Genomic DNA, 19793 nt, shown 5'->3' on the forward strand with positions numbered 1-19793 from the left:
GGTGGAGTGACACACGGTGGGCGAGGCCACCCTGCGAAGCACCCGGACGCGCGACTACTATCGCGGTTACCGGCTGGTAACAACGCTGTACGGGCCGGTATCCGAGTTTCCGACACCGCGAACATCACCTCCGAAGGAGCACCCGTGTCCGCACCCGCGCGCACCGTGGCCTTCGTCGACGGGTTGCGAACCCCGTTCGGCAAGGCAGGCGACAAGGGCATCTACGCCAACACACGGGCCGACGATCTCGTCGTCAAGGTCATCCGCGAACTGCTGCGCCGTCACCCGGAGCTGCCGCCCGAGCGGATCGACGACGTCGCCGTCGCCGCCACGACCCAGACCGGTGACCAGGGCCTGACCATCGGCCGGACGGCCGCGCTGCTGGCGGGCCTGCCGAAGTCCGTTCCCGGTTTCGCCATCGACCGCATGTGCGCGGGCGCCATGACGGCCGTGACCTCGGTCGCGGGCGGCATCGCGTTCGGCGCCTACGACGTGGCCTTCGCGGGCGGCGTCGAGCACATGGGCAGGCACCCGATGGGCGAAGGCGTGGACCCGAACCCGCGGTTCCTGTCCGACAAGCTGGTCGACCCGTCCGCCCTGGTCATGGGCCAGACGGCGGAGAACGTCCACGACCGCTACCCGGCGATCACCAAGGAGCGCTGCGACGCCTTCGCCGTCCGCAGCCAGGAACGCTTCGCCGACGCCGTGAAGACGGGCAAGATCGGCCCGGAGCTGGTGCCGGTCGCCACGCGGCACCCCGAGCTGGGCTGGGACCTCGTCACGGAGGACGAGCCTCCCCGCCCCGGAACCACGATGGAGAACCTCGCGGGCCTGAAGACGCCGTTCCGCCCGCACGGCCGGGTCACCGCGGGCAACGCGGCGGGCCTCAACGACGGCGCGACCGGCGCGCTGCTCGCCGGTGAGGACACGGCGCGGGAGCTGGGCCTGCCCGTGGGCATGCGCCTGGTGGGCTACTCGTTCGCCGGTGTCGAGCCGGAGGTGATGGGTGTCGGCCCCGTGCCTGCGACCGAGAAGGCTCTGACGCGCGCCGGACTGTCCATCTCGGACATCGACCTGTTCGAGATCAACGAGGCGTTCGCCGTGCAGGTCCTGGCCTTCCTCGACCACTTCGGCATCGCCGAGGACGACACCCGCGTCAACGCCTGGGGCGGCGCGATCGCCTGCGGCCACCCGCTCGCCTCGTCCGGCGTCCGGCTGATGACCCAGCTCTCGCGCCGGTTCGCCGAGCGCCCCGACGTGCGCTACGGCATGACGACGATGTGCATCGGTATCGGCATGGGCGGCACCGTCATCTGGGAGAACCCCCACTGGGAGGGCAACAAGTGATCACCGCAGAACAGGCACAGAGCGCATTCCCCGACGAGGTCGTCACCCGTGCGGTGACGCGCGTCGTGACCGTACCCGGCCTCGACAAGCCGGTCGCCCTCATCACGATCGACAACGGCCACGACCACACGCGGCCGTCGACGTTCGGCCCCCAGAGCCTGGTGAGCCTGAACGCGGCGTTCGACGAGGCCGTCGCCGCCGACCCTGCCGCCATCGCCGTCACCGGCAAACCGTTCGTGTTCGCCGTCGGCGCCGACCTGTCCGGTGTGGAGCAGATCTCCGATCCGGAGCTGGCGCGGCAGATCGCGCAGACCGGCCACGACGTGTTCCGCAGGTTCACCGAGTCGGAGATCCCGACGTTCGCGTTCGTCAACGGCGCCGTGATGGGCGGCGGACTCGAACTCGCACTGTCGTGTCACTACCGCACGATGGCCGACAACGTGGCCGCGATCGCGCTGCCCGAGGTGTTCCTCGGGCTGTTCCCGGGCTGGGGCGGTACGCAGTTGCTGCCGAACCTGATCGGCCCGGCCGCCGCGGTGACGGTGATCGTCGAGAACGCGTTGAACCAGAACAAGATGCTCAAGCCGACGCAGGCCGCGGAGCTGGGCATCACCGACGAGCTGCTGCCGTCGGCGGACTACCTGGAGCAGTCGCTGCTGTGGCTGGTGAAGGTCGTCCGCGGTGAGGTCACGCCCGCCCGTCGCGAGATCGACCGCGGCGGCGAGTGGGACGCCGCCATGGGCAGGGCGAAGGCCGTGGTGTCCGGCAAGACCAAGGGCGCCTCGCCGGGCGCGGAGAAGGCGCTGGAACTCCTGGAACTCGCGCGCACCGCCGACCGGGACGCCGGCTACGCCGCCGAGACCGAGGCACTGGCCGAGCTGCTGATGTCCGATCCGCTGCGGTCCGGGCTGTACTCGTTCGACCTCGTCAACAAGCGGGCCAAGAAGCCTGCGGGCGCGCCGGACAAGTCGCTCGCCCGGCAGGTCGGCAAGGTCGGCATCGTCGGCGCGGGCCTGATGGCCAGCCAGCTGGCGCTGCTGTTCGTGCGCAGGCTCAAGGTGCCGGTCGTGCTCACCGACGTCGACCAGGAGCGGGTCGACAAGGGCGTGTCCTATGTGCACGGCGAGATCGACAAACTGCTCGAGAAGAAGCGCATCGGTCCCGACGAGGCCAACCGGCTGCGCGCGCTCGTGTCCGGTTCGCTGGACAAGGCGGCGTTCGCCGACGCGGGCTTCGTCATCGAGGCGGTGTTCGAGGACCTGGGCGTGAAGCGGAAGGTCTTCGCCGAGGTCGAGCAGCACGTGAGCCCCGAGTGCGTGCTGGCGACCAACACGTCGTCGCTGTCGATCACGGCGATGGCCTCCGAGCTGCAGCACCCCGAGCGGGTCGTCGGCTTCCACTTCTTCAACCCGGTGGCGGTGCTGCCGCTGCTGGAGATCGTCCGCGGGGAGCGCACCGACGACGAGACGTTGGCGACGGCGTTCTCGGTGGGCAAGCAGCTGAAGAAGTCGAGCGTGCTCGTCAAGGACGCCCCGGCGTTCGTGGTGAACAGGGTGCTGACCCGTTTCCTGGGCGAGGTGCTGGCCACAGTGGACGAGGGCACGCCGTTCGACGTGGCCGACTCCGCACTCGACCCGCTCGGCCTGCCGATGTCGCCGATGACGCTGCTGCAGCTGGTCGGCCCGCCGGTGGCGCTGCACGTGGCCGAGACGATGCACGAGGCCTTCCCCGAGCGCTACGGCGTGAGCGAGAATCTGAAGCGGTTCGTCGAGGCTGGCAAGTCCGCGGTCTGGCAGTACGACGACTCGGGCAACCCGGCGATCGACCCCGAGGTCGCCGAGCTGTGGCAGCAGGGTGACGCGCCGTCGACGGCCGAGCAGGTGCGTGAGCGCGCCCTGGCCGCGCTGGCCGAGGAGATCCGCATCATGCTCGACGAGGGTGTCGTCGCCGAGGCCCACGACATCGACCTGTGCATGATCCTCGGCGCGGGCTGGCCGTTCTGGCTGGGCGGCATCACGCCGTACCTCGACCGCGCGGGCGTGTCGGAGAAGGTCGCGGGCAAGCCCTTCCTGGCTCCAGGCGTGGCGTCGGTTCCCCCGGCGTGAGGTGACGGCCGTGGCTGGGCCCGGGAGCGCACACTCCCGGGCCCAGCCGTATGGGTCGTTATACGGCGATCAGTCGCCGGTGTCCTGCAGCTGTGCCCAGGCACGCTCGGCCTGCCTGCGCCAGCCGTTCCCGTCGCCGGGGGCGGCCTGTTCCATGGCGCGGAAGAACCGCTCCTTCGACAGCTGCGACACGGGAAGCTGCAGCTCCCCGACCCGGTCGGCATACGCACCGTGCTCACGCGGGAAGTCGCCGAGGCCCTCGCGGTAGCAGAAGGCGATACCGTCGGCGTCGCCGTCGAGACCGCCGCCGCGGTTCATGCTCTGACTCTCCGGCCGCGCGGTCTCCCCCGGCAGGTCGCGCCCCGTGGGCATGCGAATGCCGAACCGCTCACGCGTCTCGTGCTCGACGGCACCGACCAGCCGGTCGCCGAGCCCCAGACTCTCACCGAGCCGGTCCCCGACGTACCGGGTCAGGTACTGCGCGGCCGCGTCCTCACGGCCGGCGTCGTAGTGACGGGCGGCCTTCGCCACGACACGGTCCTGTTCGGACACGAGACCGCGTTCGAATTTCTCGATCTCCGCGGTCACCGGCTCGTAGAACGCCTCCGGGTGCTCACACGTGTGATACATCAACCGCTTGAACGTCCTGGTGGCGTACTCGGTCGCCTCGAGCGGAGCGTAGTCGGCCGCGACGTGCGTCGACGCCGTGCCGCTGGTCAGGTACCGATGCTGCTTGAACTCCGGTGGCACGTCCTCGGCTCCGATGTAGACCGGCACGTACGGTGTCGTGACCGCGCCGGTGACGGCGGTCCACAGCGCGTTGAGGTTCCCGTTGTCCCTGCCGGACAACCGCGCGACCTGTCCGTATCCGGAACGGTCGTGCGACCACCTCGGATCCCGCACGTAGGCGAGCATGTCCTCCAGGGACACCGGCGCGAGCCCGTCGGCCAGCTCGGCTTCCAGCTCCCCCTGCACGTTCGCGCCCCACGGGTGGGTCGGGCTCACCTCGCGCTCGTTGGGCCGCCAACCGCCGTAGACGGCCTGCGGGTCGAAGGTGTCGCGGCCTGCCGGGTCGAACCAACCCTGCTCCACCGCGTAGTCGATGAAGTGGTCGGAGGCGAGGAACTCGTCGGGACGGTCCTGATAGTCCAGGGGCAGCGGCTCCAGGTAGCCGGGGAAGGAGACGCGGGTTTCGTCCGGGCCGAGCCGCTCTGCGGCCCACAGCCCCTGGCTGCCGCCATAGTTGACGAGCACCCAGCCTTCGTTCTCATCGGCGAACAGGTGCGAGTTGCCGCCGTAGGTGGAATAGCCGTACCGGTCGATGAGACCGCCGACGATCTCGACGGCCTCGCGCGCGCTCGTGGCGCGTTCCATGGCTATACGCGAGAGGTCACTGTAGTTCGGACCGGTCTGCACCGCATCGGTCTTGCCCAGCAACCGGTCGCTCGTCGGCGACCAGACGTCGCGGGCCGCGACACCGTGCTCGTTGAGCCCGCCGTTGGTCAGCGGGGCCGGGAAGCCTTCGAACTCGGAGTAGTTCGACGAGATGTACTTGGCAGTCCGGCGTGCCTGCGGGATCTCGGTCAGTTCGCCCGGGTACCCGGCGCGGTCGGTCACGCCGACCGTCGTGGTCGCGTCGTCGGGGAACTCTCGACTCGGCACGATCTCGAGCCAGTGACTGGACGGCTCGTGACCGAACCCGCCGAGCAGCGTCGCACCGTCCTCGGTGAGATTCTTGCCGACGTAGAAGGCGATGCTCTTCGTCGGCGCGTCGGGCCGCAGCACGCTGTCACCGTTCGCGCCCGCAACGGTGTCACCGCCACGGGCGGAGTCACCGGGGCCTGCGGCGGCGCCGGGGACGACGAGCAGGCCCGCTGCCACGAGCAGGCCGAGCGCCGCACCGGAGCCGCGCCTCCACGCTCGGCGATGCCTCGTTCTGGGGATTCGCACGGCGTTCCTTCCTCTCGGGGATCAATCGAGAAGAAGGTTAGCGACGGTAACGATCTGGGTGGAAGTAGTGGTACGTACGTGTGATTCTTCGCCGATCGGACACGGAGTTCGGCTACGCCGCCGCGGGCAGGCGGACGGTGACGGCCAGGCCGCCGCCCACGACCGGTTCGGCGGAGACCGACCCCTCGTGCGCCTCCGCGGCCGCCCGCACGATCGACAGGCCGAGGCCCGCACCGTGCCGCGCCGTCCTGGCCACGCCCGCGCGACGGAACGGTTCGAACAGTCCCGCCACCGTTTCCGGATCCAGCAGCTGCCCGGACGAGCGCACCGTCAGCGTCGTCCACCGGTCCCCTGCGGTGGTGGTGACCTCGATCCAACCGGCGTCGACGTTGTGGCGCACGGCGTTCTCCAGCAGGTTTCCCGCCACGCGTTCCAGCAGCGCCCCGTCGCCGGTCGTCAACGCCGGGGCCAGCCGTAGGTCGACGTTCAGCTCGCGGCGCCGTGCGTCGGGTTCGACGACCTGCCACGCCCGGCCCGCGACGTCGGCCACGTTGACCCGCTCGGTCAGTGCGATCCCGGCACCGTCGGTGCGGGCGAGCAGCAGCAGCGACGTCACGAGCCGTTCGGCACGTTCGGTGGCGTCGCGCACGACGCCGGCCATGCGGCGCAGTTCGGCCTCGTCGGCATCCTCGTCGGGCAGCGTGACATCGAGTTCCGTGCGGATGACGGCCAGTGGCGTGCGCAGCTCGTGGCTCGCGTTGGCCACGAACTGCCGCTGCGTGTCGAACGCCGACTGAAGCCGGTCCAGCATCGCGTCGATCGTGCGCGCCAACTCGGCGAGTTCGTCCCGTGTGGACACGTCGCCGATGCGCTCCCCCATCGACTCGCCGGAGAGCCGCTGCGCCGTGCCCGTGATGTCCCGGAGCGGCTGCAACACCCGCGAGGTGAACGTCCACGCGAGAATGCCCGCCGCGGCGACCACGAAGCAGAACGCGATGCCCCCGGCGACCACGACCCGTTCGCGCGCCGCGTCGCGCAGGTGCTCGGCCAGGTCCTCGGCCTTGACGTGCACGCCGTCGACCTCGACGACCGTTCCCGGCGGCAGCTGCGGCACGCCGCCCACCGCGTCGCCGACGAGCGTCCAGGCCAGCCACAGCAGCAGCGCGCTGACGGCCGCGACGAGCGCCGTCGCGAGAATGGTGATGCGGGCGCGCAGGCTGCGCGCCGGAATACCCGTACGCCGGATCACTTACGTCAGGGAACCGGACTCCGAGGATCCGCGCGCACCCGGGGTACCGCCGGCCTCCTCCGCGGCGTCCTCCGTGGACCCCGCGCCGGGCACGCGGTAGCCCGAGCCGACGACCGTCTCGATCACACCGGGTTCGCCGAGCTTCTTCCGCAGGGTCATCACGGTGACGCGCACCGTCGTGGTGAACGGGTCGGCGTTCTCGTCCCACACGCGTTCGAGCAGGTCCTCACTGCTGACGACGGCACCGCCCGCGGACAACAGCACCTCGAGGACGCCGAACTCCTTGCGGGTCAGGTCCACGGGCTCGCCGCCGCGATGCACCGTCCGGCGCGACGGGTCGAGCTCGATGTCGCCCGCGGTCAGCACCGGCGGTGCGGCGGGCGTGGCACGCCTGCCCAGCGCCCTGACGCGCGCCACCAGCTCGGGAAACGCGAACGGCTTCGCCACGTAGTCGTCGGCGCCGAGTGAGAGCCCTTCGACCCGCTCGGAGACCGCGGTGCTGGCCGTCAGCATCAGCACCCTGGTCAGCTCGCCGGAACGCACGATCTCGCGGCACAGTTCGTCGCCCGGCATCCCGGGCAGGTCGCGGTCGAGCACCACGACGTCGTACCGCGTCACCGACGCCTTCTCGTGTCCGTCGTCGCCGTCCAGCGCGACGTCCACGGCCATACCTTCGCGACGCAGACCCCGTGCGATCGCCTCCGCGAGCGGGGCCTCGTCCTCAACTACCAACACGCGCACGTCACCCACGGTGACACAGAAAGCTGAGAAGCACCTATGTGAACCCGCTGTTCGCATCGGCCCCGGGGCCCTCAGGATGTGTCCCAGCGCAGCGCGAACCACAGTCGCATCCGGACGTCCGGGTCGGTCAGATCGAGCCCGAGCGCGCGTTCGGCCTGCCGGATCCGGTGCCGCACGCTGTTGCGGTGCACGCCGAGTGCCGCCGCCGTCCGATCCCAGCCGCCGTGGCATGCCAACCAGGTGTGCAGGGTGTCGAGCAGGGAACCGGCACCGCGGTCGCGCAGCGGCGCAAGCAGCCGGCGTGCGAACTCGGCCGCGGCCTCGTGCGACACGACACCGGCGAGCCCGTCCTCAACACCTGCCTCGCCGCCGGCGACGACCGGCTCCCCACGCGCCCGAGCCCTCGCGAGCAGCGACGCCACCTCCGCATCGGCGTGCGGGAGCCGGTCGGCGGGCAGCGGGCCGGTCACGGCGACGAGCCAGCCGCCCGCCCCGAGCGCGTCGAGGACGTCGCGGCCGGGTACGACGGTGCAGACGGCCGTGAACCGCCGTCCCTCCAGCCGCACGAGCGGGGTCGCGAGCCCGGCCCGTAACCGGCCGAGTTCGATGTCCACAGCCTCCTCCCCGCCGCCGTCGGCGGCCCCCTGCAGGCGTTCCCCGGCCACGATGCGGTAGTCGCCGGACGGAAGCAGACCGGTCAGCACATCCGTGGGCGTCGCTCCGCGCAGCAGCGCGGTGACCGCGGCCCCGAGCCTGCCCGCGCCGGCCCCGGCCCCGGTGGCGATGCCGAGCAACGCTGCCCCGGCGGCCATGATCGCCCGGTCGGTGGTGGAGAGCCGGGCCGCACGTCCCACCACGAGCAGGTACGGAGCGCTGGCCTGCGGCGAGACCGGCTGTGCCACGACCACCGTGCCGTCGGCAAGCTCCGTAGTCGCACTGCGGATACCCTGGCCCGCCCGGAGCCGGGCAAGCATGTCCCGCACCCGGCGCGGCAGCGGCCGCGGCGCCCGGCGTTCGGCGACGGGCTCGTCGGTGGCGCCGACCAGTGCCACCCACGCCGAGAGCCTGCCGGCGAGCTCCCTGGTGACCTCCCCCAGTTCGCCCGTCGCGGCCCTGGTCAGCGCCTCACGGGCCTCGTCGACGCGATGTTGCTCGTGCCTGCGCGCCTCGTCGAGGGTGAGCGAGACGGCGCGGCTGACCGCGATGAACGGCGTCTGCGGTGGCACGACCAGCAACGGCAGGCGGTGGCGGGCGCAGGCGTGCCGCAACCGGGGCGGGAGCGAGGAATGCAGCGGCGGGGTCACCCCGAATCCGAGCGCGGTGACACCCGCTCCGGCGATACCCCGCACGTAGGCGTCGACGGCCTCCCGGCCCGGCGCCAGGTTGACGCCCGCACTCAACAACAACTCCTGGCCCGTCAGGTACGGCGCGGGATCGTGCAGCTCGCTGACGTGTGCCCAGCGCACGGGTTCGTCGAGGGCACCGGGAGGCACCGTCTCGGGCACCAGCTCGAGTGCCAGTTCCGAGTGCTCGGCGACCGCTCGTAACGGCACCGACACATCGTTGTTCACATCATCCATGATTGGCCGCCTTTTGGGATGGATCATCCCATTCAATCACTCTCGGCGCAGGCCTACGGTTGCCGAAATCCGACGAGAAGGAGGCAGCTGTGGCCGGTGACTACACGGTGATCGCGCTCTACATCGCCACCATGATCGGGATCGGCTGGTACAGCCTGCGCCTGGCGAGAACACGTAACGACTACCTCGTCGCCGGGCGCAGGCTCGGCGGGTTCATGTACGCGGGCACGATGTCGGCCGTCGTGTTGGGCGGGGCCTCCACGATCGGCGGCGTCGGGTTGGGCTACACCCACGGCGTCTCGGGTGCCTGGCTCGTGCTCACCATCGGCCTGGGCATCCTCGTGCTGCACGCGGTGTTCGCCAGACGGCTCGTGCGCCTGCGCATCACCACGGTCTCGGAGCTGCTCGACCTCCGCTACGGCGGCAGAACGAGCGCCATCTCCGGCGTGGTGATGTGGGGCTACACGCTGATGCTGACCGTGACGTCGACGCTGGCGTTCGCGACGATCTTCAGTGTCCTTTACGGACTGCCCACCGCGGTGTCGGTGGTGATCGGCGGTGGCATCGTCGTCACCTACGCGGCGCTGGGCGGCATGTGGTCGATCACGCTCACCGATCTTGCGCAGTTCCTCGTCATGACCGTCGGATTCCTCCTGATCCTGCTGCCGGTCGCCCTCGGCGAGACCGGCGGATTCGCGGGGTTGTCGGAGAAGCTGGACGCGAGCTTCTTCTCGTTCGGCTCCATCGGTGCCGGCACGATCGTCACCTACGTGCTGATCTACGGGTTCGGACTGCTCATCGGCCAGGACATCTGGCAGCGCGTGTTCACCGCGCGCAGCCCACGTGTGTCCACCTACGGTGGCATCGGAGCCGCGGTGTACTGCGCGCTGTACGCGCTGGCGGGTGCAGTCATCGGCATGGCCGCGAAGTCGCTGTACCCCGACCTCGACAACGCGGACGACGCGTTCGCCACGAACGTGCGCGACCTGCTGCCGTCCGGTCTGCGGGGGCTCGTGCTGGCCGCAGCACTGTCGGCACTCATGTCGACGGCGAGCGGTGCGCTCATCGCGTGTTCCACGGTCAGCACCAACGACATCCTGCCAAGGCTGCTGCGCCGCGAGCTCCGCGGCGGTGTGGGTGCCAACCGGATCACCACCCTCGTGCTGGGCCTGGTCGCCATCGCCATGGCGATGATCGTCACCGACGTCGTCGCGGCCCTGACTGTGGCCTACAACATCCTGGTCGGAGGCCTGCTCGTGGCGATCCTCGGCGGGCTGCTGTGGCGGCGCGGCACGCGTGCGGGCGCGCTCGCCTCGATGATCACCGGTTCCGTCGTCGTGGTCGTGTCCATGATCACCGAGGGACTGCTGGCCAACGAGCCGATCTACTACGGACTGGGCGCGAGCCTGGTCGTCTACGTCGTGGTCGGTCTGGCCACGCCCCGCACGCCCGAGTCCGTGATGGCCGCGTGGGACCGGCGTGTCTCGGGCGCCGAACCGGAACCGGAGACCGCAGGCCGGGACTCGTGAGTGCCCGCGGGACGCTCACGAGCAGCTCATCGAGAACAAGGAGTGCGTGTTTTGCCTGTACCACCCGTTGACTCGTCGCAGGTACCGCGGTTCGCGGGCTTCGCGACCTTCGCCAGACTGCCCCGCCTCGACGAGGTGTCGCGCGCCGACATCGCCGTCGTCGGGGTCCCGTTCGACGCCGGTGTGTCGTACCGGCCCGGCGCGCGGTTCGGGCCCGCGGGCGTCCGGGAGGCGAGCAGGCTCCTCCGGCCGTACCACCCGGGGCTCGACGTCTCGCCGTTCGCGTCGCGGCAGGTGGCCGACGCGGGCGACATCGCGCTGAACCCGTTCGACATCGGCGAGGCCATCGCGACGCTGCAGGACGCCGCGCGCGACTTCGGCCGCGGCGGCACCCGGTTGGTGACCGTGGGCGGCGACCACACGATCGCGTTGCCGCTGCTGCGTGCGGCCGCCGCCGAGCACGGACCCGTCGCGCTGCTGCACTTCGACGCCCACCTGGACACATGGGACACGTACTTCGGCGAGCCGTACACCCACGGCACACCGTTCCGCCGCGCGTCCGAGGAGGGCGTGCTCGACACGAGCGCACTGTGCCACGTCGGCACCCGCGGGCCGCTGTACGGCAAGGCGGACCTCAGCGAGGACGAACGTCTCGGCTTCGGCATCGTGACGTCGGCGGACGTGCTGCACCGCGGCGTGCCGGAGACGGTGGCCGCACTGCGCGAACGCATCGGCGACCGGCCGCTGTACGTCTCGGTCGACATCGACGTGCTCGACCCCGCGCACGCACCGGGCACCGGAACCCCGGAGGCGGGCGGCATGACCAGCCGCGAGCTGCTGGAGATCCTGCGAGGCCTGCGGGATCTCCACCTGGTGGGTGCGGACGTCGTCGAGGTCGCACCGGCCTACGACCACGCCGAGATCACGGCGATCGCCGCCTCGCACGTGGCCTACGATCTCGTGAGCCTGCTCGCGCTGTGCGAGGAACCGGCATGACACGCATCGGCGGTGACCTCGTCGTCGAGACTCTCCGGGCGCTCGGCATGGACACGGTGTTCGGACTGCCCGGCCAGCACGCGCTCGGCATCTTCGACGCGTTGCGCCGCGCGCCCGACCTGCGCGTCGTCGGTGCCCGGGTCGAGAACAACCTCGCGTTCGCCGCGGACGGGCACGCGCGCGTGACCGGTCGGGTCACCCCCATGGTCGTGTCCACGGGCCCGGGCGCGCTGCTGACGCTGTCGTCGCTGCAGGAGTCTCGGGCGGCCTCGGTGCCGGTACTGGGCATCGGCAGCCAGGTGCCGCTCGCCGGGATGGACGGCGGCCACCACGGGTACCTGCACGAGCTGCCCGACCAGCAGGCCTCGTTCCGCGGGATCGTCAAGTCGGTGCACGTCGCGCGCACCGCGTCACAGATTCCCTCGGCGCTGCGGGAGGCGTGGGCCTCGGCGGCCACCGCGCCGCGGGGTCCGGTGTGGGTGGAGATCCCCCAGGACGTCCTCATGGCACCCGCGGAGTTGCCGCCGGTCACGACGGCGGGTGTGCGTGTGCCGGAGCTCGAGCCCTCACCGGAGCTGCTCGACACCGCCGCGGAGCTGCTGGCGGCCGCGACCGACCCGGTGATCCTCGCGGGCGGGGGTGTCGTGCGCGCGGAGGCCCACGAGGACCTGCGCGCGCTCGCGGAGGCACTGCGGGCACCGGTGCTCACGACGTTCGGCGGCAAGGGCGCGTTCGGCTGGCAGCACCCGTTGTCCGGGCAGTCGTGGCTGGAGGACCGCCATGCCACGGAGTTCCTGGAGAGCGCGGACGTGCTGCTCGTCGTCGGTTCCGGCCTCGGTGAGCTGTCCAGCAACTATCACACGCTCGCCCCGCGCGGACGGATCGTGCAGGTCGAGGCCGATGCGGGCACACTCGGCGCCAACCACCCGGTGCTCGGCATCCACGGCGACGCGCGGGCGGCGCTGGTGGGCCTTGCCGCACGCGTGCCCCGCCGGGAACCCGACGGCCGCGCCGAGGCCGCCGTCACCGATCTCGTCGCACGGGTCCGGGAACGCCTCGACGGCCAGGACCTCGCACGGGAACGACAGGTGCTCGCGGACGTCCGGGCGGCAGTGGCCGGGGCGGGCGAGGACACGCCGAGCTTCTGGGACATGACGATTCTCGGCTATTGGGCCTGGTCGGCGTGGAACCCGGACGGCGCGCCGATCCACACGGCCCAGGGCGCGGGTGGGCTGGGTTTCGGCCTTCCCGCGGCGCTCGGCGCCGCGGCCGCGACGGGTGGTCCGGTCCTGGCGGTCTCCGGCGACGGCGGCGCCATGTACGGCGTGGCCGAGTTGGCCACGGCCGCCCAGCACGGCCTCGACGTGACGTGGCTCGTCGTCGACGACGGCGGCTACGGCATCCTCCGCGAGTACCAGACCGGCGCGTTCGGTGAGACGACCGCGACCGAGCTCGCCCGTCCCGACTTCGCCGCGCTGGCACGCTCGTTCGGCGTTCCCGCAACGGTGTCCACCGTGGACACACTCCGCGACGACCTGACCGAGGCGCTGCGCTCGCCGGGGCCACGGGTCGTGGTGCTGCCGGCGGTACTGCGCCTGTTCGAACCGACCCACCTGGAGTCCTGACGTGCTCACCAACTTCGTCGCGGGCGAACGCACCGCGGGTCACGACGCGACACTCGACCTCGTCGATCCCGGCACCGGCGAGGTCAGCGGCCACACCGTGAACTCGGACGCCGCGGCCGTCGACGTCGCCATGACGGCCGCGGCCACGGCATTCCGCACGTGGCGCCGCACCACACCTGCCGAACGCCAGCGAGCCCTCCTCGCCCTGGCCGACGCACTCGAAACGCGGGCAGGGGAGTTCGCCGACGCGGAGGTTCGCGAGACGGGTAAGCCACGTGCCGTGGTGCTCGACGAGGAGATCCCCGAGTCGGTGAGCGCGCTGCGGTTCTTCGCGGGCGCCGCACGCGTGCTCGAGGGCACGGCCGCCGCCGAGTACACGCCTGGCCACACGTCGTTCGTCCGCCGCGAACCGGTGGGGGTGTGCGCCCAGATCGCGCCGTGGAACTACCCGCTGATGATGGCGGTGTGGAAGATCGCGCCCGCGCTCGCCGCAGGCAACGCGGTCGTGCTCAAACCCGCCGAGACCACACCCAGCACCGCGGTGCTGCTCGCCGAGGCCGCGGCGGAGCACCTGCCCGCGGGCGTGTTCAACGTGGTCCTCGGCGACCGGGACACCGGCAGGGCACTCGTGGCACACCCGGCGACCGAGCTGGTGTCGATCACCGGCTCCACGCGCGCCGGCATCGACGTGGCCACCACGGCCGCTGCCGACCTCACGCGCACGCACCTCGAACTCGGTGGCAACGCACCGCTGCTGGTCTTCGACGACGTCGACGTCACCGCGGCCGCCGAGCGCATCGCGGCCGCCGCGTTCTACAACGCGGGCCAGGATTGCACGGCGGGCAGCCGGGTGATCGCCCACGAGTCGGTCCACGACGACCTCGTCGCCGCCCTCACCGACGTCGCCGAGCGCACCCGCGCCGGTGTCGACTTCGGACCGCTCAACAGCGCCGCCCAACTGGCCAGGGTCGAACGCCTCGTCGAAGGGCTCGCCCGCCACGCCGAGATCCGGACCGGCGCCGCGCGCGTCGGTGAGCGCGGGTTCTTCTTCTCCCCCACCGTGATCGCGAACGTCGGCCAGGAGGACGAGATCGTGCAGGAGGAGATCTTCGCACCGGTGATCACGGTGCAGCGCTTCACCGACGAGGCCCACGGAATCGCCCTGGCCAACGGCGTCCGGTACGGACTGGCCTCGTCGGTGTGGACGCGCGACCACGCTCGCGCGATGCGCGTGTCGGCCGAGCTCGACTTCGGCTGCGTGTGGCTCAACACCCACGGCCCACTGGTACCGGAGATGCCGCACGGCGGGTTCGGCCGCTCCGGGCACGGCAAGGACCTCTCGGCCTACTCGCTCGCCGACTACACCCGCATCAAGCACGTCATGAGCCACCTCTGACCGGAGACCACACCCGCCGACGCGGCACCCTCGCCGGCCGTGCCCGTCCCGCGGTCCACGGGGGACCGAGGACGGGCACCCGTCCGCTCAGGCGCGGGGTGTCGGATCCGCCTCGGCGTCGTCGCGGGAATCGCCGATGCGGCCTGCGGCCCACTCGGTGACGGTGCGGGCCACGTCCTGTGCCGTCAGCCCGACGTCGGCGAGCACCTCGTCGCGCGATCCGTGCGCGTGGAAGGCCTGCGGCACGGCCAGGTCGCGCAGCGGCACGTCGCAGTCGGCGTCCCGCAGCGCGGCCGCGAGTGCCGACCCGACACCGCCGTGCCGCCCGCTGTCCTCCACGGTGACGACCAGCCGGTGCCTGCGCGCCAGCGCGGCGAGCTCGCCGGGCACCGGGACGACCCACCGCGGGTCCACGACGGTGACGCCGATGCCCTGGTCGGCCAGGCGGTCCGCGGCCTCGAGCCCCAGGCCCGCGAACGCGCCCACCGACACCAGCAGCACGTCTTCGCGTTCGCTGCGGCGCAGCACGTCGACGGTGCCGAACCGCTCGGCCGCGGGCACCGACTCGACCACGCCGCCCTTGGAGAACCGTAGCGCCGTCGGCCCGTCGGACACGGCGACCGCCTCGCGCAGCTCCTCGCGCAGCGTGTCGGCGTCGCGCGGCGCGGCGACCCGCATGCCCGGCACCATGCCCAGCAGGGACAGGTCCCACATGCCGTGGTGGCTGGGCCCGTCGGGGCCGGTCACGCCGGCGCGGTCGAGAACCAGCGTCACGGGCAGCCGGTGCAGCGCGACGTCCATCAGTGTCTGGTCGAACGCCCGGTTGAGGAACGTCGAGTACACGGCCACGACCGGATGCCGCCCGTCCATCGCCAGCCCGGCGGCCGACGTGACCGCGTGCTGCTCGGCGATGCCGACGTCGAACCACCGGTCCGGGTGGGCCTCCGCGAACGTGTGCAGCCCCGTCGAGCGCAGCATGGCGGCCGTGACGGCCACGACGTCCTCGCGCTCGCCGCCGAGCCGGGTCAGCTCCTCGCCGAACACCGACGTCCAGCTCGGACCCTTCGCGGGCGGCAGCCCGGTCTCCGGGTCGATCGGGTCGGTCTGGTGCATCTGGTCGGCCTCGTGGTTGACGGCCGGTTCGTAGCCGTGCCCCTTCTCCGTGGCGACGTGCACGATCACGGGGCCGCCGAACGTCTTCGCGCTCTGCAGAGCCTTCTCGAGCGCGACGACGTCGTGGCCGTCCACCGGGCCGAGGTACTTGAGCCCCAGGTCGGAGAACATGACCTGCGGGGTGAAGGCGTCCTTGATGCCCGCCTTCGCGGCGTGCAACGCGGTGTAGATCGGCTTGCCGACCACGGGGGTGTGCTGCAGCAGTTCGCGGCCGCCGTCGAGAATGCGCTCGTACCCGGGGCGCAGCCGCAGCGCGGAGAGGTGTTCGGCGATCCCGCCGATGGTCGGCGAGTACGACCGGCCGTTGTCGTTGACGACGATCACCACGGGCAGGTCCGGCTGCGCGGCGATGTTGTTGAGCGCCTCCCAGCACATGCCGCCGGTCAGCGCACCGTCGCCGACGACCGCGACCGCGTGGCGGTCGGTGTCACCGGCCAGCCGGAAGGACTTGGCCAGCCCGTCGGCGTACGACAGCGCCGTGGAGGCGTGGCTGTTCTCGATGTGGTCGTGCTCGCTCTCGTCCCGCGCCGGGTAGCCCGAGAGGCCGCCACGGCGCCGCAGACCGTCGAACTCGCCCGCGCGCCCGGTGACGATCTTGTGCACGTACGACTGGTGGCCGACGTCGAACAGCAGCGGGTCGCGCGGCGAGTCGAACACGCGGTGCAGCGCGAGCGTCAGCTCGACGACACCGAGGTTCGGACCCAGGTGCCCGCCGGTGCGGCGAACGTTGTCGACGAGGAACGTCCTGATCTCCTCCGCCAGGGCGCCGACCTGCTCGTGGTCCATCGCCTTGAGATCCGCCGGCCCGTGCACGGACTCCAGCAACGTCACTCTCCACCTCATTCGCCGTCGGTTCCCGATGCCTGACCGCTCAGTCTAGAGAGGGATCGTCGGCCCCGAGCGGTGCCATGGCGTCGCGCACCTCGCCGAGCAGGTCGCGCATCGCCTCCTCCGCTCTGCGGTACTCCCCCGCGGAGACCGCCGCCGCGACGTTCTCGTGGGCGTCCAGCGCCTCGGGCACCGGCTGCTGCGGCATCAGTCCGAGGCGGGTCCTGCCCCGCAGCACGACGGCGACGACGTCGGCCAGCGCGGCGAACATCTCGTTGCCGCTGGCCTCGAGCAGCAACGTGTGGAAGGCGATGTCGGCGTCCAGGAAGTCCGCCAGCAGGCCGCGTTCGCCGAGGCCCCGCAGCCGCGCGCCGAGTTCGACGATGCGGGTGCGCTGTTCGGCCGAGGCGTAGTAGGCCGCCGCGCCCGCGGCGAGGGGTTCGACGGCGATGCGGAGTTCGGTGAGCGAGCGGAGCTGGGCGTCGCGTCCGCTGCCGGCGAGCCGCCACCAGATCACCCTGGGATCGAAGACGTTCCACGATGTGGCGTCCTGGACGGTGATGCCGACCCTGCGGCGGGAGGTGACGAGCCCCATGGATTCGAGGATGCGCATCGTCTCCCTGGCGACGGTCCGCGAGACGCCGAACCGCTCCTGGATTCCTTCGAGGGTCAGCGTGTCCCCCGGCGCGAGCTCGCCCTCGGTGATCTCGCGCCCGATGGCCTCCAGTACCGCGCCGTGCCTGCTCTCGAACCCCGCCCTGCTCACGACCGTCCAGGCTAGCCGTGGCAGGCGGGTCGTGGGGGCGACCCGCCGCGACGGCGGTCACCGTCACACCCGTGGCGGCCGTCGCGGAGGGCGGTCACGACCCCGAATCCGCAATGGTGTTACCTTTCGATCCCAAACGTAGTATCTTTCAGCGCGACACGGCGCCCCGTCCGCGGGGCACACGCCGCGCACGTTCACCGAGGAGCGCCCATGCCAGCCACCTGTCTCGTGGTGATGGGAGTGTCCGGCGCGGGCAAGAGCACGATCGCCGCTCGCCTCGCCGACGAGCTCGGCTGGCCCATGGCCGAGGCCGACGAGTTCCATCCCGAGGCCAACATCGCCAAGATGTCGGCAGGCACTCCCCTGACCGACGCGGACCGCATGCCGTGGCTCGAGGCGCTGCGGGCGTGGGTCGACCGCCGTGCCGACGCGGGCGAGAGCGTCGTCGTGACGTGCTCGGCCCTCAAGCGGACCTACCGCGACGTCCTCCGGGGCTCGGTGTCCCGGGTGCGGTTCGTCCACCTGCGCGGTTCGGTCGACACGGTGGGCGGACGACTCTCCGGCCGCTCCGGCCACTTCATGCCGCCCGCGCTCCTGGAATCCCAGTTCGCCGATCTGGAACCCCTCGGTGAGGACGAGGACGGCGTGGCACTCGACGTGTCCGCCGATCCGGACGCGATCACCGACGCCGCGCTGGACCGTCTCGGGCTCCGGTCCGGCGGCTCCGCCGAACCGGAGTCGGACCCGAACGCGCCACGCTGAAGCAACGACGACAACGACGTCGGAAACGGAGCCGGTATGAACACCGACGAGTGGACCCAGACCCTGGGAGCAGGGCCACTACTGGGCATAGCCGGGGCCGCGGTGGCGGTCCTGCTGGTACTGATCATCGGGCTGCGCGTGCACGCCTTCCTCGCCCTGGTCGCGGTCAGCATCGCCACGGCCTTCGCGGCGGGCATCCCCGCGGGCTCGGTCATGGACACCCTGACCGACGGCTTCGGCTCGACACTCGCGAGCGTGGCGCTGCTGGTCGGCCTCGGCGCGATGCTCGGCAGACTGCTCGAGATCAGCGGCGGTGCCCAGTCGCTGACCGACGCGATGATCCGGCGGTTCGGCGAGAAACGCGCCCCGCTGGCGCTCGGCGTCGCCTCCCTGATCTTCGGGTTCCCGATCTTCTTCGACGCGGGACTCGTCGTCATGCTGCCGATCGTGTTCTCCGTGGCACGGCGGCTCGGCGGCGGTGTGCTGCGCTACGGCCTGCCCGTGGCCGGTGCGTTCTCGGTCATGCACATCTACGTGCCGCCGCACCCCGGACCGGTCGCCGCGAGCGGACTGCTCGGCGCCGACGTCGGCCTCGTGCTGCTGTTCGGCCTGATCATCGCGGTGCCGACCTGGTACATCACCAGCTACCTGTACGGCGTCATGGTCGGCAAGCGAATCGCCCTGCCCGTGCCGGAGATCCTCCGCGGCGGATCCGACTCCGCAGAGCAGGACGAGAACCCGCCCGCGGCCTCCACGGTCATCGGCCTGCTGCTCATCCCGCTGCTGATGATCTTCGCCAACACCGGACTCGACACCGCGGGCGAGGCCGGCTGGATCGACGGCGACGCGAGCTGGGCGCAGGTCGCGTCGGTGATCGGCTCGACGCCGGTCGCACTGCTGGTGACCGTGTTCGTCGCGAGCTACGTGCTCGGCACCCGCCGCGACCGCAGCCGCGGCGTCATCGAGCGGTTGCTGGACTCCTCGCTCGGCCCCGTGTGCGCCATCATCCTCATCACCGGCGCCGGCGGCATGTTCGGCGCGGTGCTGCAGGCCAGCGGCATCGGTGACGCACTCGCCGACGCGCTGTCGGGCATCGGCATGCCGGTGTTCGTGGCCGCCTACGTCATCGCCGCGGTCCTGCGCATCGCCCAGGGTTCGGCCACGGTCGCCCTCACGACGGCGGCCGGCCTGGTGCAGCCGCTGGTGATGACGGGATCGTTCTCGAGCGTCGAGGTCGTGGCGATCGTGCTGGCGCTCGCCGCCGGTTCGGTGACGGCCAGCCATGTCAACGACTCGGGTTTCTGGCTGGTCGGCCGGTTCTTCGAAATGGACACCAAGACGACGCTCAAGACCTGGACGGTCATGGAGACCACGATCGGTCTCGTCGGTTTCGGCCTCGCGGGCGTGCTCTTCCTCGTCGGCTAGCGACCGCCGCACGGCCTCCGGCGATCACCGCTGTCCCCGGTCACGGCGCAGGAACGCGCCGTGACCGGGGGCCTCGTGTCGTGGCTGAGTACGTGCCGTCACGCTCGACGACGCGACCGCGGCGGTACGTGACGTGCGCGAGGCGTCGTGAGCCTGGCCGTCGTCGACGCGTCGGTACTGACGGCCTTCTACGCCGCCTACGTCGCGCTCGCCGAGCGCCTGAACGGGACGCTGATCACCGGGGACGGCAAGCTCGCGGCAGCGAGCGGGGCCCGGTGCCGCTTCGACCTCGTCGGCTGAGCCCGCAGCCGGTTCGGGTCG

15 protein-coding genes are annotated in these 19793 nt (G+C 71.5%); 9 read left to right on the top strand and 6 right to left on the bottom strand.

The window, feature by feature from the left end; translation table 11 throughout:
* Positions 1-144 precede the first annotated feature (144 nt).
* Positions 145-1347, top strand: a complete 1203-nt coding sequence (locus LY13_RS17030; RefSeq protein WP_253829458.1) for a thiolase family protein — start codon at positions 145-147, stop codon at positions 1345-1347.
* On the top strand, positions 1344-3452 hold the full coding sequence (locus LY13_RS17035) for a 3-hydroxyacyl-CoA dehydrogenase NAD-binding domain-containing protein (protein WP_253829459.1): 2109 nt from the start codon (positions 1344-1346) through the stop codon (positions 3450-3452). Before LY13_RS17030 ends, LY13_RS17035 begins: the two co-directional genes overlap by 4 nt.
* A 69-nt stretch (positions 3453-3521) precedes the next feature.
* Here LY13_RS17035 and LY13_RS17040 read toward each other — a convergent pair whose 3' ends face one another.
* The 4 genes from LY13_RS17040 to LY13_RS17055 form a co-directional block, all read right to left on the bottom strand.
* A complete protein-coding gene (locus LY13_RS17040; RefSeq protein WP_253829460.1) occupies positions 3522-5402 on the bottom strand; it encodes a C69 family dipeptidase in 1881 nt (626 codons plus the stop codon).
* Between the two features lie 112 nt (positions 5403-5514).
* Positions 5515-6651, bottom strand: a complete 1137-nt coding sequence (locus LY13_RS17045; RefSeq protein WP_372493846.1) for a sensor histidine kinase — start codon at positions 6649-6651, stop codon at positions 5515-5517.
* A complete protein-coding gene (locus LY13_RS17050; protein ID WP_253829461.1) occupies positions 6652-7392 on the bottom strand; it encodes a response regulator transcription factor in 741 nt (246 codons plus the stop codon).
* A gap of 71 nt (positions 7393-7463) precedes the next feature.
* The gene (locus tag LY13_RS17055; protein ID WP_253829462.1) at positions 7464-8972 is read right to left on the bottom strand and encodes a PucR family transcriptional regulator; all 1509 of its coding nucleotides are present in this window, start codon (positions 8970-8972) and stop codon (positions 7464-7466) included.
* 89 nt (positions 8973-9061) lie between these two features.
* On the opposite strand from LY13_RS17055, the gene LY13_RS17060 reads away from it, so the two are divergent.
* The 4 genes from LY13_RS17060 to LY13_RS17075 are packed head-to-tail and all read left to right on the top strand — an operon-like array spanning position 9062 to position 14518.
* Positions 9062-10501 (top strand): sodium:solute symporter family protein, encoded by a 1440-nt coding sequence (locus LY13_RS17060; RefSeq protein WP_253829463.1) that lies wholly within the window; start codon positions 9062-9064, stop codon positions 10499-10501.
* 51 nt (positions 10502-10552) lie between these two features.
* Positions 10553-11497, top strand: a complete 945-nt coding sequence (gene speB / locus LY13_RS17065; RefSeq protein ID WP_253829464.1) for an agmatinase — start codon at positions 10553-10555, stop codon at positions 11495-11497.
* A complete protein-coding gene (locus LY13_RS17070) occupies positions 11494-13122 on the top strand; it encodes a thiamine pyrophosphate-binding protein (RefSeq protein WP_253829465.1) in 1629 nt (542 codons plus the stop codon). The genes speB and LY13_RS17070 overlap by 4 nt, the downstream gene beginning before the upstream one ends.
* 1 nt (position 13123) lies before the next feature.
* Positions 13124-14518 carry an aminobutyraldehyde dehydrogenase gene (locus LY13_RS17075; RefSeq protein ID WP_253829466.1) on the top strand — a complete coding sequence of 465 codons (1395 nt, stop codon included), beginning with the start codon at positions 13124-13126 and terminating at the stop codon, positions 14516-14518.
* An 87-nt stretch (positions 14519-14605) separates the two neighbouring features.
* Here the strand turns inward: LY13_RS17075 and dxs are convergent, their stop codons facing one another.
* The gene (dxs, locus tag LY13_RS17080) at positions 14606-16522 is read right to left on the bottom strand and encodes a 1-deoxy-D-xylulose-5-phosphate synthase (protein ID WP_253829467.1); all 1917 of its coding nucleotides are present in this window, start codon (positions 16520-16522) and stop codon (positions 14606-14608) included.
* A 40-nt stretch (positions 16523-16562) separates the two neighbouring features.
* Entirely contained in the window at positions 16563-17285 is a 723-nt protein-coding gene (locus LY13_RS17085; RefSeq protein ID WP_253829468.1) for a FadR/GntR family transcriptional regulator, read from the bottom strand.
* 210 nt (positions 17286-17495) lie between these two features.
* Between LY13_RS17085 and LY13_RS17090 the strand changes: the two genes are divergently transcribed.
* From LY13_RS17090 to LY13_RS17100, 3 genes are all read left to right on the top strand, one after another.
* Positions 17496-18047 carry a gluconokinase gene (locus LY13_RS17090; RefSeq protein ID WP_253829469.1) on the top strand — a complete coding sequence of 184 codons (552 nt, stop codon included), beginning with the start codon at positions 17496-17498 and terminating at the stop codon, positions 18045-18047.
* Between the two features lie 36 nt (positions 18048-18083).
* Positions 18084-19472 (top strand): GntP family permease, encoded by a 1389-nt coding sequence (locus LY13_RS17095; protein ID WP_253829470.1) that lies wholly within the window; start codon positions 18084-18086, stop codon positions 19470-19472.
* A gap of 147 nt (positions 19473-19619) precedes the next feature.
* Complete coding sequence (locus LY13_RS17100; RefSeq protein WP_253829471.1) at positions 19620-19772, top strand: PIN domain-containing protein; 153 nt, start codon at positions 19620-19622, stop codon at positions 19770-19772.
* Positions 19773-19793: the final 21 nt, after the last annotated feature.

This window comes from Prauserella aidingensis, from assembly GCF_024171865.1.
Lineage (GTDB): Bacteria > Actinomycetota > Actinomycetes > Mycobacteriales > Pseudonocardiaceae > Prauserella > Prauserella aidingensis.